Below are 14,206 nucleotides of genomic sequence, written 5' to 3'. Positions count from 1 at the left end.
CGATCGGCCTCTCCGCCGGTCGGCCGGACCGCCGGGCCGTGGGCCGGTCGGCCGGCCACCCAGCCCGGGAATGCTATCGGGTCGGCCGGCCGCCGCCCCCGGCCGCCGGGGAGGCCGCCGCCGGGGAGGCCGCCGCGATCGGCGCCGCGACCGGCAGCAGCGGCCGGTGGCAGGCGACCGTCCGCCCCGGCGCCACCTCGCGCAGCTCCGGCACCTCGCGCGCGCACCGCTCGTCGGCGAACGGGCAGCGGGTGCGGAACCGGCAGCCGGACGGCGGGTCGAGCGGCGAGGGCGGATCGGCGGGGAGCAGCCCGGTGTCCCCGAGCGGCCGCCCGGGCTCGGGGACGGCGGCGAGCAGCGCGGCCGTGTAGGGGTGGGCCGGTGCGGCGAGCACCTCCTCGGTGGGGCCCTGCTCGCAGAGCCGGCCGAGCTGGAGCACCGCGACGTCGTCACTGACCGCGCGGACCACACCGAGGTCGTGCGAGATGAACAGGCTCGCCAGGCCGCGTTCCTCGGTGAGCCGGCGCAGCAGGTTGAGCACGGTGGCCTGGGCCGAGACGTCGAGCGCGGACACGGCCTCGTCGGCGATCAGGACCCGGGGTTCGGCCGCCAGCGCCCGGGCGATGGCGACCCGCTGCGCCTGGCCGCCGGAGAGCTGGCCGGGCCGGCGTCCGCCGAACAGGGCGAGCGGCAGCCCGACCGCCTCCAGCTGGCGTTCGACCACGGCGGCGCGGTCCACCGCCGGGTCCGGGTGGGCGTCGAGCGGTTCGGCGACGAGGTCGCGGACGGTGCGGCGCGGGTTGAGCGAGGAGACCGGGTCCTGGAACACCATCTGCAGCCGGGGCCGCAGCGCCCGCAGTGCGCGGGGGGCGAGGGCGGCCAGGTCGGTGCCGTCGACGGTGACGGTGCCGGCGGTGGGCGCGGGCAGCCGGAGCAGGGCCTTGGCGATGCTGCTCTTGCCGGAGCCGGACTCGCCGACCAGGGCGAGGGTGCGGCGTTCGCGCAGGGTCAGGTCGACCTCGCTGACGGCGTGCAGCGGGCCGGAACGGGTGCGGTGGACCACCGACAGGCCGGTGGCCCGCAGCACGACGGGGGACGGTCCGGGGGTGGGGGCGACGGTGGTCATGCGGTCTCCTGGGCCTTCGTCACGGACACGGCCGACGAGGCCGACGGTGCGGAGAGCGGGAAGTGGCAGGCGGCCGTGTGTCTGTCGCCGGCCCGGTGGAGCGGGGGCGCGTCCGTCGAGCAGACCGCCTCGGCGCGCTCGCAGCGCGGCGCGAAGGGGCAGCCGACGGCCGGCCGGAAGAGGTCCGGCGGCGAGCCGGCCACGGCGGGCAGGACGCGGCGCAGCGGCCCGGTGACCCTCGGCACCGAGCGCAGCAGCGCGGCGGTGTACGGGTGGGCGGGCGCCTCGGTGACGGCCTCGGTGGGTCCGGTCTCGACGATCCGCCCGCCGTACATGACGGCGATCCGCCGGGCCCGCCCGTACAGCAGGCCGATGTCGTGGGTGATGAGCAGGGTGGCGAGGCCGCGCGTCCCGCGGTGCCGGTCGAGCAGGTCGAGCACGGTGCGCTGGACGGTGACGTCGAGCGCGGTGGTGGGCTCGTCGGCGAGCAGCAGGGCGGGGGAGCCGGCCAGCGCGGCGGCGATGCCGACCCGCTGCCGCAGCCCGCCGGACAGCTCGTGCGGGTAGGCGCGGGCGCGTCGGGCCGGGTCGGGCACGTCGACGGCGGCGAGCAGTTCGGCGGCGGTGCGCAGCCGTTCCCGGCGCCGCATCCGGCGCCGGTTGGTGAGCGACTCGGTGACCTGGTCGGCGATCCGGACCACCGGGTTGAGCGAGGTCATCGGGTCCTGGTGGACCATGGCGACGCCGGTGCCGAGGAGTTCGGCGCGCCGGCGCGGGGCGGCGGTGAGCAGGTCCTCGCCGTTCAGCAGGATCCGCCCGGTGGCGGTGGCCCGGGTGGTGCGGGGGTGGACGCCGAGCACGGTGCGGGCCAGGACGGACTTGCCGGAGCCGGACTCGCCGACCACGCCGAGGCACTCCCCGGCGTCGATGCTGAGGTCGATGCCGTGCAGGACGTGCAGGGTCCGGCCGTCGGGGGTGTGCAGGGTGGTGTCCAGCGCGCGGACTTCCAGGACAGGGGTGGTCATCCCCGGCCTCCCTTCGAACGGAGCTGCTCGCCCAGGTAGTTGAGGGCGAGGACGGTCAGGCAGAGCACCGCCGCCGGGGCGAGCGAGATCCACGGCGCGCTGCCGAGGGTGGTCCGGCCCTCGGCGATGATGCCGCCCCAGGACGGCTCCGGCGGGCGCAGGCCGAAGCCGAGGAAGCTGAGCGAGCCCTCGGCGACGATCGCGACCGTGGTGGCGGTGAACGCGAAGGTGAGCGCGACGGGTGCGACGTGCGGGACCACCTCGCGGCGCAGGATGCGCAGGGGTGCGGTGCCGATCATCCGGGCGGCCTGGACGAAGCCGCGTTCGCTGAGCGACAGGACGACGGCGCGCACCACCCGGGTGAAGTGCGGCACGGTGAACAGGCCGATCAGCGTGCCGATCACGGTCAGGCTCGGGCCGCGCAGCGCGACCGTGATCATCACCAGGATCAACGAGGGCACCGACATCAGCAGGTCGGTGGCGAAGCCGATCACCTTGTCCACCGGGCCCCGGAACCAGCCCGCCGCCAGGCCGAGCGCCCCGCCGCCGAGCAGACCGACGGCGATGGTCAGCCCGGCGACGGCGAAGGAGGCGCGGGCGCCGGCCACGGTCCGTTGCAGGACGTCCCGCCCGGCGGCGTCGGTGCCCAGCCAGTGGCCGGGGCCGGGGGCGGCGGCGGGGTGGGCGAAGTCGCCGTGCAGCGGGTCGAACCCGGGCAGCAGCGGGAGCAGCAGGGCGGCCAGCGCGACCAGCGCCAGCCAGGTCCCGGCGGCGAGGACCCCGGGGGCCGGGCGGCGCGACGCCGTCCGGCGGCCCGCGGCCGTCGCCCCGGTCACTGTTCCGGTCGGTCCGGTGGGTCCGGTCGCTTCCGTTGCTTTCGTTGCTTCGGGAAGGGCGGTCTCAGCGGCGCTCATCGGCGATCCTCGGGTCGACGGTGCGGTACAGCAGGTCCACGGCAACGGTGGCCGCCACCACGCCGACGGCGCTGACCACCACCACGGCCTGCACCACCGGGAAGTCGCGGCCGGCGATCGCGGTGGCCGCGAGGGTGCCGACGCCCGGCACCGCGAACAGCGACTCGACCAGCACCGAGCCGCCGAGCGACATTCCGATGCCGATCCCGACCAGGGTGACCAGCGGCAGCGAGGAGGGCCGCAGCGCGCGCCGCAGCAGCAGTCGCACCGTGCCCATGCCGCGGCTGCGGGCGGCGGCCACGTAGGTCTGGTCGAGGGTGTCGATCAGCTGGCCGCGCAGGGTGCGGGTGAACACGGCCGCCTCGGTGAGGCCGAGGGTGAGCGCGGGCAGCACCAGGTGGCGCAGGTTGTCGAGCGGGTCCTCGGTGAACGGCGTCCAGCCGGTGGCGGGCAGGATCCGCAGCTGGACGGCGGCGAGCCAGATCAGCACCAGGCCGAGCACGAAGCCGGGCACGGCGAGCCAGACGAACGCGCCGGCGGTGGCGATCCGGTCGACCGCGCCGCCCGGCCGCCAGGCCGAGTACAGGGCCACCGGCAGGGCCAGGCCGAGCGCCACCAGCTGGGCGGCGACGAAGAGTTCGAGGGTGACCGGGATCCGGTCGGAGAGTTCGGCGGTGACGGCGGCGCCGGTGGAGAGCGAGTGGCCGAGGTCGCCGTGCAGGGCGTTGCCGAGCCAGCGCCAGGCGGCGGCGAGCACGTTGTCGTCCAGACCGAGCCGGGCCTCGTACGCGGCGACCTGTTCGGGCGTGGCGGTGGGTCCGAGGGCGGCCAGGGCTGGGGAGCCGGGCATCAGGTGGGGCAGGGCGAGCGCCGAGACGGTGACCAGCAGCAGCACCGAGGCGGCCCGCCCGGCCCGTCCGGCGGCGCGCCCCGCCGTCCGGAGGGCGGGCGCCGGCGGGGTGGAGGTCACTTCTTCACCCACAGCACGGCGGGGGAGACGCTGACCACGGTCCGCCTGGAGACGTCGGGCAGCCCGCCGACCTTGGCGGAGGCGAGCAGGCCGACCGGGTTCTCGGTCAGGAAGAGCATCGGGGCGTCGGCGACGATCTCCCGCGCGGCCTCCTGGTAGGCGCGGGCCCGCTGGGCCGGGTCGACGGTGCCGTGTCCGGCGGTGATCGCCTGCGCGGCCTTCGGGTTGTTCCAGCCGATGAAGTTGTAGGGGGAGTTGGGCAGGTACAGGCTGGTCAGGGCGGTGTCGGTGTCACCGAACATGCTGGTGACGAAGTCCATCACCTGGAACTGGCGCTGGTACATCGCGGTGCCGAGGGCGGCCGGGTCCAGCGGCTTGATGGTCATCCGCACGCCCGCCTCGGCGAACATCTGCTGGAGCACGGTGGCCCGCTGCTGGGCCTCGGGCCGGCTGTCGACCAGGTAGTCGAACGCGAGGTCGGCGTGGCCGGCCTCGGCGAGCAGGGCCTTGGCCTTGGCGGCGTCGTGCGCGGGGTAGCCGGGGTCGGCGCTGCCCCGGTAGGGCGAGGTGGAGCCGATCGGGCCGTCCGAGACCTTGCCCTGGTCGAGGTGGACGACCCGCTCGACGGCGGTGCGGTCCACGGCGTACTGGAGCGCCCTGCGGACCTTCGGGTCGTCGAAGGGGGCGGACTTGGTGTTGAACAGCACGGTGGAGGTAGAACCGGGGCCGGTCGCGGCGCGCAGCCCGTCGCCGGCGGCCTGCTTGTACTGCGCGGGGGTCTCGGTCCAGACGAGGTCGGCGTCGCCGGAGCGCAGCGACTGGTAGCGGCTGTCGGTGTCCGGCAGCACCTTGTAGACGAGCTTGTCGGCGTGGCCCTTGGGGCCTCGGTAAGCGGGGTTGCGCACCAGGGTGGCGGAGACGCCGGGCTGCACGCTCTCCACCGTGTACGGGCCGGAGCCGACGGCGGGGCTGTCGGCGGCGGCGGGCGCCTCGGAGATGTAGCCGAGGGAACGGGTGAACAGGTTGGGGAAGGCGGCGTTCGCGGTCTTGAGGGCGAAGCCGACGGAGGTCGGGGAGTTCACCGTCATGGCGCCGATGGTGGCGGCGTCGACGGCGCAGCCGCACTTGGCCTCGGGCTTGGCGAGCCGGTCGACGTGGTCGACGACGGCCTGCGCGTCCAGCGGCTTGCCGTCGCTGAAGGTGACGCCCTCGGGCAGCTCCAGCGTCCAGGCGGTGGCGTCGGCGTTCGGGGTGAAGGACTTGGCCAGGTGGGGCTGGACGGCGCCGTTGTCGGCGTTGACCATCAGCGGGTCGTAGAGCGCGTTGGCCAGGATCATCAGCGGCATCGAGGTGAGTCCGCCGTCGGCCGGGTCGAGCTTGGTGAACGGCCGGTCGAGGCCGATTCTCAGGGTGCCGCCGTCGACGGCGGGCCCGTCGTCCTTGGGCGCGGAGCCGGTCGCGCCGCCGCCGGAGAGGGTGTCGTCGGAGGCGGAGCAGGCGACGGCGGTGAGGGCGAGAGCCGCCGTGCAGACCGCGGATGCCAGAACGTGCGTGTGCCGCTTCATGGTTCCTCGTGGGGTTCGGTGGGGGCGGGGGAGGGGCCGGGCAAAGGGGGAGAGCCCGGGGGAAGCCGGGGGAGAGTGAGCGGTCCGGACCGGACCGGTCGCCGTCGGTGCCCAGCTTTTGGAAGTGGCACAACTGCCAATTGGCAGTTGTGCAAACTTCACATGACGAGCTGACGACGACTTCGCACGCGGCTTGAGCGGCTGCTCCGGGCGTGATTCGGTACGACTACGGCCGTTCGCGGCAGAGCAGTTGACGAGGAGCGAGCAGGATGCAGGGGCAGGGGACGGACACCGCGGCGGAGCCCGGGCTGCGCGACCGCAAGCGCGCGCGGACCAGGCAGGCGATCCGTACGGCGGGGCTCGACCTCTTCGAGGAGCAGGGCTTCGAGAGCACCACGGTGGACCAGATCTGCCGGCGCGCGGACGTCGCCCACCGCACCTTCTTCCGGTACTACGAGTGCAAGGAAGCCCTGCTCTTCGGCATGGACTTCGGGCTGGTACTGCTGGACGCCTTCGCCGCCGCGCCCTCCGGGCTCGGGATCTGGGAGGCCTTCGAGCACGCCAGGGTCACCACCGACGGGCAGTTGGAGGAGCTGGCCGAGCACACCGTGCGGCGCCGGGAGCTGCGGCGCCGGTTCATCGGGATCCGCAGCGTGCACGACTTCGCCCTGATCATGATCGACGCGTTCTCGCAGCGGGCGGCGGCGATCGCGGCCGACCGGCTGGGCGTGGACGTGACCGCCGACCTGCGGCCGCAGGCGCTGGCTGCCCTGCTGGCGGGCATGACCCGGCGGCACGTCGTCAACGGCGAGGAGGGGCGGCCGCTGGAGGACTGGGCGGTGGCGTTCCGGCAACTGCTCGGGCCGCTCGCGGAGCCCGGGGGCGTGCCCGGTCCGGGGCCCGTTCCGCTGTCGCCCGGGCCCGGGGTGGCCTCCGCACCCGTCGGTGGCGCCGGGTGAGCGCGCCCGGCTACCGGGCGGGCCCGGACCCCCCGGTGCCGGCCGTCCCGCCCGGCTCGCGGTAGTGCAGCACGAACCGCGCGCTGCTGCCGTCGATCCGCCGCCGCACGTACAGCGCCGGCGTGCCGTCGGGCGTGCAGCTGACGCCCTCGCGGACCAGCAGCGGGGTGCCCGGCGGCACCCCGAGCAGCTCCGCGTCCGCGAGGTCCGCGCCGATCGCGCCGAACGCCCGCCAGTCGTACTCCAGCTCCACCCCGGCCGCCCCGGCCAGGGCGGGCACCATGTTCCCCGGCCGTCCGGGCTGCAGCAGTTCGGCCGGCAGCGGCCGGGTCGGCACCCAGTAGCTGTTCGCCACCCGGGGCCGGCCGCCGATCCGGATCACCGTGTCCACCCGGGACAGCTCCCCGGTGGCGCGGCCCAGGTGCCGGGCGGCCTCCTCGTCCTCGGCGGAGCCGCCGACGGCCGGTGCCGCCACCACGGCCTCGCCGTCGCCCTCGACGGTTCCCGCCGCCCCGTCCGGCAGCTCGGTGCCGAGCGGCAGGGCGCGGTGGACGCTGCCGAGGTCGAACCGCTGGCTGCGCGGGTCGACGGCGATCGAGACCCGGACCGACGGCGGGCGGACGAAGGTCCCCACGCCCCGGCGGATCTCCAGCACCGCGGCCCGCTCCAGCTCCGCCACCGCCTGCCGGACGGTCAGCCGGTTGACGCCGAAGTCGGCGCTCAGCTCCGGCTCGCTGGGCAGCCGGGAGCCCGCCGGGTACGTCCCGGCGTCGATGCGCTCCTGGAGCTGCCGGGCCAGCCGGCGGTACAGCGGGGTGTCGCTTCGGTGCGTTGCCACGCGCCCGATCCTACGGAGCCGCGGGGCGCCTCCCGTCCGGGCTTGTCCGGAAGTTCACCCCGGCGCCGCTTGCCCCGGCCCCGATCCTCCGGGTAGACATCTAGATGTCTGGACATCTAGATGTCTTGTCCCCCAGCTTTCCCGCTCTCCCGCTCGTCCCCCCACCGAAAGGCCCCGTCATGACCCTGGTCAACTTCCGCGACCCCGCCACCCTCGCCGACCCCGCCGGCCGGTGGATCCGCCCCGGCGTCCTGCACCGCTCCGCCCAGCCCTTCCCCCAGGACGACGCCGGGATCGCCGCTCAGCTGCGCACCGCCGGCGTCCGCACGATCGTCGACCTGCGCGGCGACGGCGAGGCGCGGGACGAGGACTGGGCGGTGTCGGCGGCCGACGGCGTCGAGGTGGTCGCCGCCCGTATCCAGCCCACCACCGCGGAACTGGAGGCGGCCATGCAGGCGATGGTCACCGACGCAGACCTCGGCGCCTTCTACCTGCTGATGGCCGAGTCCGCCCCCGAGGCCGTCAGGCTCGCCGTCGAGGCCGCCGCCCGCCCCGGCGGGGTGCTGCTGCACTGCGCCGCGGGCAAGGACCGCACCGGCTTCCTGACCGCCCTGCTGCTCGACCTGCTCGGCGTGCCCGCCGAGGAGATCGTCGCCGACTACGCCCGCACCGGCGCGGCGCTGACCCAGATCTTCCAGGGCCTGGCCGAGCGCAACCGGGCCGCGCTGAACGACTACACGACCGGCAACCTGGTCGTCCCCCGTCCGCTGCTGGAGGCCCCGGCCGGCGCGATGGCCGCCTTCCTGGAGCTGGTCGGCAGCCGCTACGGCGGCACCGAGGGCTTCCTCGCCCACTGCGGCGTGGACGCCGCGACCGTCGCCGCCTTCCGCGCCAAGGCCGCTCCCGCCGCCGTCCCCGCCGTTCCCGCCGGGCCCACCGGGCCCACCGCCGCTCCCGCCGGGGTGACGGCGTGAGCACCGTGAGCCGCCCGCCGCTGCTGCGCCACACCGACGGCACACCGTTCCGCGACCTCAACCACAACGGCACCATGGAGCCCTACGAGGACCCCCGGCTGCCCGTCGAGGCGCGGGTCGAGGACCTGCTGGCCCGGATGACCCCGGCGGAGAAGGCCGCCCAGATGCTGCACGGCCGGATGCTCCCCGGCAACCAGGGCCCCTTCCCCTCCGGCGAGCACCTCATCACCGAACGCGGCCTCACCGCCTTCGGCATGATGGCCGTCCCCGACGCCCGCGCCATGGCCGAGTGGAACAACCACGTCCAGGACCTCGCCGCCGCCGCCCGGCTCGGCATCCCGGTCACCCTCGCCTCCGACCCCCGGCACGGCTTCACCGCCAACCCGGCCACCGCCTTCACCGGCGGCGGCTTCTCCACCGGCCCCGAGCCGATCGGGCTGGCCGCCACCGACGACCCGGAACTCGTCGAGCGGTACGCCGCGCTGATCGGCCGCGAACTGCGGGCCGTCGGCATCCGGGTCGCCATCCACCCGATGGCCGACCTCGCCACCGAACCGCGCTGGGCCCGGATCAGCGGCACCTTCGGCGAGGACCCGGACCGCGCCTCCCGGATCATCGCCGCCTACATCCGCGGCCTCCAGGGCGAGCGGATCGGCCCGGACAGCGTCGCCTGCATGACCAAGCACTTCCCGGGCGGCGGCCCGCAGTTCAAGGGCGAGGACTCGCACTTCGCGGCCGGCCGCCGGCTGGTCTACCCGGGCGGCGCGCTCGACCGGCACCTGCGCCCCTTCGAGGCCGCGTTCGAGGCCGGCACCGCGCAGATCATGCCCGCCTACGCGATCCCCTCCGGCAGCGGGCTGGCCGAGGTCGGCGCCAACTTCAACCACGACGTCATCACCGGTCTGCTGCGCGGGAAGTACGGCTTCGACGGTGTGGTCTGCACCGACTTCAACGCCATCACCGGCATGGACGTCCCCGGCATCGTCAGCCTGCCGCCGCGCCACTGGGGCGTGGAGGAGCTGTCCGTGCCGGAGCAGGTGGCGCTGACCCTGCACGCCGGGGCCGACCAGCTCGGCGGCGAGACCGACCCGGAACTGATCCTCGGCGTGGTCCGCTCCGGAGCCGTCACCGAGGCGCGCCTCGACGAGTCCGTCCGCCGGATCCTGCGCGACAAGTTCCGCCTCGGCCTCTTCGACGACCCGTACGTGGACGTCGAGGCCGCCGTCGAACTGGTCGGCGCACCCGGGGGACGCGCGCTGGGCCGCGAGGTCCAGGCCCGCTCGCTGGTGCACCTGGCCGGCCGCCCGCTCACCGGCACCCGCCTCTACGTCGAGGGCGTCGACCCGGCCGTGGCCGCCCGCTACGGCACCGTCGTCGACCGGCCCGAGGACGCCGAGCTCGCGGTGCTCCGGCTCGCCACGCCCTACGAGAAGCGCGAAGGGCTGCTGGAACAGGCCTTCCACTCCGGCTCGCTGGAGTTCGAACCGGCCGAGGCGGACCGGCTGGCGGAGCTGGCCCGGGCACTGCCCACGGCGCTCGTCGCGCAGCTGGAGCGCCCCGCCGTCCTCACCCCGCTGGCACCCCACGCGGCCCTGCTGGTGGGCGAGTTCGGCGCCGCCGACGACATCGTCCTGGACGCCGTGTTCGGCCGCACCCCGATGACCGGCACCCTCCCCTTCGACCTCCCGCGCTCCGACGCGGCCGTCGACGCCGCCCGGGAGGACGTCCCCTTCGACACCGCCGACCCGCTGTTCCGCTTCGGCCACCCGACCGCCCCGCGCGGCGAGGCGGGCTGACCGGGTCCGCCCCCGCACGACACAAGCACTGTCGACACGGCGGCACCGCCGGACGCCCGCCGTCCGGCGGTGCCGCCGTGTCGCCGCGTCGGACGCCCTGCACCGCCCGCGGGTCGACGCGGCGGCGGCCCGCTGCCCCAAAGGCCGTGCGGCTACGAATGTTTCAAGCCATCCGAATCTCATACGGCTAACAACCCCTTCGGCCCTGCCACCGACGAGCCGTCCGGCGAACGGCGGCGGTCCGCGCTCTCATGTGCCTGGGCATCCCACGCCCCACGGGAAGGCAGGAACATGAGGAGATTCAGGCACACCGTCACCGGCTCGGCGCTGGCCCTCGCGGCCTCGGCGGTCCTCCTGGCCGCGGGCGGTACGGCCAGGGCGGAAGCCGGCTACGACCAGATCACCATGCTGAAGCAGGAGAAGACCCAGTGGTGCTGGTCGGCCTCCGGGCTCACCATCGCCAAGTTCCAGGGCTACGGCAGCACCCAGGCGGACTTCTGCAGGCGCGCCTCCTCGTACGCGGGCGGCCCGAGCTGCGACAACCAGCCCGCCAGGCTCGAGGACATGGCCAACGCCTGGTACGACCTGGGCATGGCCAACCCCGGCACCGGCCTGGTGCGCGCGGCGTCGTTCGCCGAGGTCACCAGCGACGTCAAGGCCGCCCGGCCGATCGGCGCCCGGATCGGCTGGAAGTCCGGCGGCGGCCACATGAACGTCGTCTACGGCTTCGACACCTCGAACAACACCATCGCCGTCGGCGACCCGTGGCCGGACACCACCACCTACACGTGGTGGAACTACAACGACTACGTCAACAACAGCTCGTTCCGCTGGACCCACTCCCGTACCGGCATCTCCCGCTAGACCGAGAAGACAGAGAAGGAGTGACGACACATGCGTGACCGAGTCGAGTCCGCCGGCCGGAAGTCCCCCCGGTTCTCCCGGCTGTCCCTGGTCGCGGCGCTGGGCGCGTCCGTGCTGCTGTCCGCGGCCGGCCCGGCCCGGGCGGCCGACATCCCCGACTTCCAGGCCGCCCTGGACCTGGTGCGGTCGGCCGGCGTCCACGACGCCGTCTGCCGTTTCCTCGCCACCCCGCTGCCCGCCGCCGGGCCCGACGGCGGGCCGGGCGGCGCGGTGACGGTCCCCGACACGCCGGACCCGTGCGCGGGCCTGCCCGCGTTCACCCTCAACGACCCGCTCGCGGTGCACGAGATCACCCCGGAGTTCGCCGCGGGCACGGCACTGCCCGTGCCGACCTCGGCGGTCAGGCTGAGCAACCTGGTCTCCTCGCTCGGCGCCGCCGTCAACGACCGCACCGCCACCGTGCTGCTCGCCCCCACCGAGGGCGGCGGCTGGCACCTGGCGGGCGTGCGGGACGGCGACAGCGACGCCGGGTACGCGGGCAGCGCGACCCCGGGCTCGCTGGTCTTCACCGAGCCGCAGATCCGCGGCTGGTACCGGTTGACGCTCACCACGGTGGAGCCGCTCAACGACCAGGCCAGGGAAGGGCTCCGCGGCCGCTCGTCGATGTCGCTTGCCGACTACCAGCAGGTGCTCAAGGGCCGCTACGCCGACAAGCTGCCCGGCTCCGAGTACGACACCCGGGGCATGTCGAGCGGCTACGGGCCGGACGGCGGGGCGGCCGAGCCGTCCGACCGCACACCCCTGCTCGCGGGCGGTTCGATCGCGGCCCTGGCCCTCGCGGGCGGAGCCGCCGCCCTCGGCCGGTCCCGGCGCCGCCGCCGCGGCACGGTCTGAGCACCGCCGCCGCCCGGGCCGCCGTCCCACGGCGGCCCGGGCGGCGGCCGGCTCCCCGGGCTCCTTGCGCACAACCCCTAGGCGCCGAGAGCCTTGCCGTACATCGACGAGGTGCGCCGGACGGTCATCCCCAACCGCTGGTACAGCGGCAGCGCGCCCGTCTCCGAGTGCGTCCACAGGGTGCACCGCTCCCGGCCGTGCCGGTGGAGCGCGCCGAACACCTCGCCGAGCAGCAGCCGCGCGATCCCCCGGTGCCGGTGGTCGCGGCGGACCGCCAGTCGCTCGACCTGGCCCTCGCCGCGGTCCGGCAGGTCCAGGGCCAGCGCCGCGCCGACCATGTCCCCGCCGGCGAAGGCCACCCGGGAGAGCGCGGGCGCGAAGGCGTCGTGCCCGACCGTCCGCGGTGCCCACTCCTCGTAGGGACTGCGCCGCACCTGCCACTCGTCGAACGCGTCCTCGGTCGTCCGGTGCGCCGCCCGCTCGTCGCCCGGGCGGAACGGCCGCACGGAGATCCCCGCCGGCGGTCCGGCCGCCATCGGGGCGGCGGGCAGGGCGATCCCCAGCTGCCACTGGGAGACGAACGGCAGGTAGCCGCGTGAGCGCAGCAGCCCCACGGCGGCCCGGTCGCCGTCCTCGACGGCCTGCGCGAGCCGCTCCCCGCCCGCCCGCCGGGCCCGGTCCTCGGTCCAGTCGAGCAGCCACCCGCCCAGCCCGGCGCCCCGGTGACCGGGGTGGACGTCGACCCGGCTGCGCCGTCCCCCGCGCACCCACGCCCAGCCGGCCACCTCGCCGCAGGCGTCCCGCACCAGCAGGGTGTCCCGGGCGGGGTCGAGGCCGGGGTGCGCGAGGTCGGCGGCGACCTCGCCCGGCGTGCTCTCGGGCCGGCCGAGCAGGTCGCGCTCGCAGGCGGAGACCAGCCGGGCGACGGCGGGGGCGTCGGCGACGGCGGCCGGGGCGGACCGGTACTGGGCGGGGAGCGGCGGGAGTCCGGCGAGGTCGGTCATGCGTCCTGACTCTGCGCCACCCGCGCCGGTCCTGTCGACCGGATTCGGCGGACCGGTTCGGCAGACCGGTCCGGTGGCCCTGACCCGGTGGCCCGGTCGGGCCCGGGGACGGAGGAGGGGGCCGCCTCCTGGCACGATCGCAGGAGATCGGAGGCGGCCCCCGGGACGGACCGGTCCTGGACCACGCCGCTGACTGGGCATCGACCGCGTGGCTCGGACCGGTCGCGATCCGTCACGCGCCGGTCGGGCGACCGGGCGTCCGGGTCACGTCCCCATCCGACAACCTCAACCGCGGATGAGGTCAAGCCCCGCCGTCCGGAGGCCGGTCCCGCCGCCCGCAGGACCGCCCCGCAGGACCGCCCCGGACGGCCCGGCAGGACGGCTCAGGAGGACGCCCGCAGCTCCCGGATCCGGGTGATCCGGCCGCGGGCGTCCACGACCAGGTCGTAGGTGTCGCCGTAGCAGGCGTAGGGGGGTTCGGGCTCGCCGCCGGACAGACAGGTGTCGAGGTGGTCCAGCAGGACGGGCAGCTGGACCTCCTTGGCCGGCTCGTCGTGCGGGAGGTCGACCAGGGTGGCGGTGGCGTGCGCCGCCAGGGCGAGGTCGGCCGGTTCGGCGTCGGCGGGGCAGCCCGGGGACACCGGGCGGACGCTCAGCCGGCCGTCCCGGACGTCGAGGACCTGGACCACCCGGCGACCGGCCCCGGTCTCGCAGGCGGTGGGGGAGACGGCGGTGGGGGAGACGCCGGCGGGGGAGGCGGCCGGGGAGGCGAGGTCGAGGTCGGCCCCGGCCTCGGGGGCCGCCCAGTACTCCTCGGTGTCCGGGTACCAGTCCTCCGCGGCGTCCTCGGTGTCGTCGGCGTCCTCGGCGTCGCGCACGTCGCCGACCTCGTCGGAGGACATCGCCAGGGTCGGGTCCTCGTCGATCGGGGTGCAGGCGGCGAGGCCGGTGGTGACGGCGCAGCAGAGCAGCACGGCGAGGAGGAGGCGGCGGGGCGCGGTCATGGGACGAGTCTTCCAGGAACGTGACCGGAGGAGACACCCGCGTACAGGTGGAATCCGTCCGACCGGTTCCGCTCCACCGAATCCGCCGTCCACCGTTTCCGCCCCGGACGCGCGACCGCCCCGGACGTACGACCGCCCCGGACGTACGACCGCGCGTACCCAGGACCGCCCGTACGCACGATCGCCCGTACACAGGACCGTCCCCGCCGGGCGTGCGGGCCCGGCGGGGACGGAGGACGGAGGGCGGACGGAGCGGACGGAGCGGACGGAGCG

13 protein-coding genes are annotated in these 14,206 nt (G+C 75.5%); 5 read left to right on the top strand and 8 right to left on the bottom strand.

Annotation, left to right across the window (positions count from 1 at the left end; genetic code table 11):
* Nucleotides 1-73: 73 nt before the first annotated feature.
* Genes BLU95_RS12905 through BLU95_RS12885 form a run of 5 tightly spaced genes read right to left on the bottom strand, consistent with a single transcriptional unit; the run spans nucleotide 74 to nucleotide 5,600 of the window.
* Nucleotides 74-1,126: an ABC transporter ATP-binding protein gene (locus BLU95_RS12905; protein WP_197698755.1), complete on the bottom strand. Its 1,053-nt coding sequence runs from the start codon at nucleotides 1,124-1,126 to the stop codon at nucleotides 74-76.
* Complete coding sequence (locus BLU95_RS43265) at nucleotides 1,123-2,151, bottom strand: ABC transporter ATP-binding protein (protein ID WP_093860153.1); 1,029 nt, start codon at nucleotides 2,149-2,151, stop codon at nucleotides 1,123-1,125. Before BLU95_RS43265 ends, BLU95_RS12905 begins: the two co-directional genes overlap by 4 nt.
* Nucleotides 2,148-3,065: an ABC transporter permease gene (locus BLU95_RS12895; RefSeq protein ID WP_159424876.1), complete on the bottom strand. Its 918-nt coding sequence runs from the start codon at nucleotides 3,063-3,065 to the stop codon at nucleotides 2,148-2,150. The genes BLU95_RS43265 and BLU95_RS12895 overlap by 4 nt, the downstream gene beginning before the upstream one ends.
* Nucleotides 3,052-4,035, bottom strand: a complete 984-nt coding sequence (locus BLU95_RS12890) for an ABC transporter permease (protein ID WP_093860151.1) — start codon at nucleotides 4,033-4,035, stop codon at nucleotides 3,052-3,054. The genes BLU95_RS12895 and BLU95_RS12890 overlap by 14 nt, the downstream gene beginning before the upstream one ends.
* Nucleotides 4,032-5,600, bottom strand: a complete 1,569-nt coding sequence (locus BLU95_RS12885; RefSeq protein ID WP_093860150.1) for an ABC transporter substrate-binding protein — start codon at nucleotides 5,598-5,600, stop codon at nucleotides 4,032-4,034. Before BLU95_RS12885 ends, BLU95_RS12890 begins: the two co-directional genes overlap by 4 nt.
* Before the next feature lie 269 nt (nucleotides 5,601-5,869).
* Here BLU95_RS12885 and BLU95_RS12880 point away from each other — a divergent pair, with 269 nt between their 5' ends.
* Nucleotides 5,870-6,559, top strand: a complete 690-nt coding sequence (locus tag BLU95_RS12880; RefSeq protein WP_093860149.1) for a TetR family transcriptional regulator — start codon at nucleotides 5,870-5,872, stop codon at nucleotides 6,557-6,559.
* A 10-nt stretch (nucleotides 6,560-6,569) separates the two neighbouring features.
* On the opposite strand, the gene BLU95_RS12875 is transcribed toward BLU95_RS12880, so the two are convergent.
* Nucleotides 6,570-7,397 (bottom strand): GntR family transcriptional regulator, encoded by an 828-nt coding sequence (locus BLU95_RS12875; RefSeq protein WP_093860148.1) that lies wholly within the window; start codon nucleotides 7,395-7,397, stop codon nucleotides 6,570-6,572.
* Between the two features lie 179 nt (nucleotides 7,398-7,576).
* Between BLU95_RS12875 and BLU95_RS12870 the strand changes: the two genes are divergently transcribed.
* The 4 genes from BLU95_RS12870 (at nucleotide 7,577) to BLU95_RS12855 (ending at nucleotide 11,925) form a co-directional block, all read left to right on the top strand.
* The gene (locus BLU95_RS12870; protein ID WP_159424875.1) at nucleotides 7,577-8,371 is read left to right on the top strand and encodes a tyrosine-protein phosphatase; all 795 of its coding nucleotides are present in this window, start codon (nucleotides 7,577-7,579) and stop codon (nucleotides 8,369-8,371) included.
* Nucleotides 8,368-10,167 carry a glycoside hydrolase family 3 protein gene (locus BLU95_RS12865; protein WP_353653559.1) on the top strand — a complete coding sequence of 600 codons (1,800 nt, stop codon included), beginning with the start codon at nucleotides 8,368-8,370 and terminating at the stop codon, nucleotides 10,165-10,167. Before BLU95_RS12870 ends, BLU95_RS12865 begins: the two co-directional genes overlap by 4 nt.
* Nucleotides 10,168-10,458: 291 nt before the next feature.
* Nucleotides 10,459-11,031, top strand: coding sequence for a C39 family peptidase (locus BLU95_RS12860; RefSeq protein WP_093860146.1), 573 nt, complete (start codon nucleotides 10,459-10,461; stop codon nucleotides 11,029-11,031).
* Nucleotides 11,032-11,061: 30 nt separating this feature from the next.
* Nucleotides 11,062-11,925 (top strand): hypothetical protein, encoded by an 864-nt coding sequence (locus BLU95_RS12855; RefSeq protein WP_093860145.1) that lies wholly within the window; start codon nucleotides 11,062-11,064, stop codon nucleotides 11,923-11,925.
* A 77-nt stretch (nucleotides 11,926-12,002) separates the two neighbouring features.
* Here BLU95_RS12855 and BLU95_RS12850 read toward each other — a convergent pair whose 3' ends face one another.
* Both BLU95_RS12850 and BLU95_RS12845 read right to left on the bottom strand, forming a co-directional pair.
* Nucleotides 12,003-12,929, bottom strand: coding sequence for a GNAT family N-acetyltransferase (locus BLU95_RS12850; protein ID WP_093860144.1), 927 nt, complete (start codon nucleotides 12,927-12,929; stop codon nucleotides 12,003-12,005).
* A gap of 383 nt (nucleotides 12,930-13,312) precedes the next feature.
* Nucleotides 13,313-13,933 carry a hypothetical protein gene (locus BLU95_RS12845; protein ID WP_093860143.1) on the bottom strand — a complete coding sequence of 207 codons (621 nt, stop codon included), beginning with the start codon at nucleotides 13,931-13,933 and terminating at the stop codon, nucleotides 13,313-13,315.
* Nucleotides 13,934-14,206: the final 273 nt, after the last annotated feature.

The organism is Streptomyces sp. TLI_053 (assembly GCF_900105395.1).
Classification (GTDB): domain Bacteria; phylum Actinomycetota; class Actinomycetes; order Streptomycetales; family Streptomycetaceae; genus Kitasatospora.
This window is presented reverse-complemented; position numbering and strand designations above follow the sequence as displayed.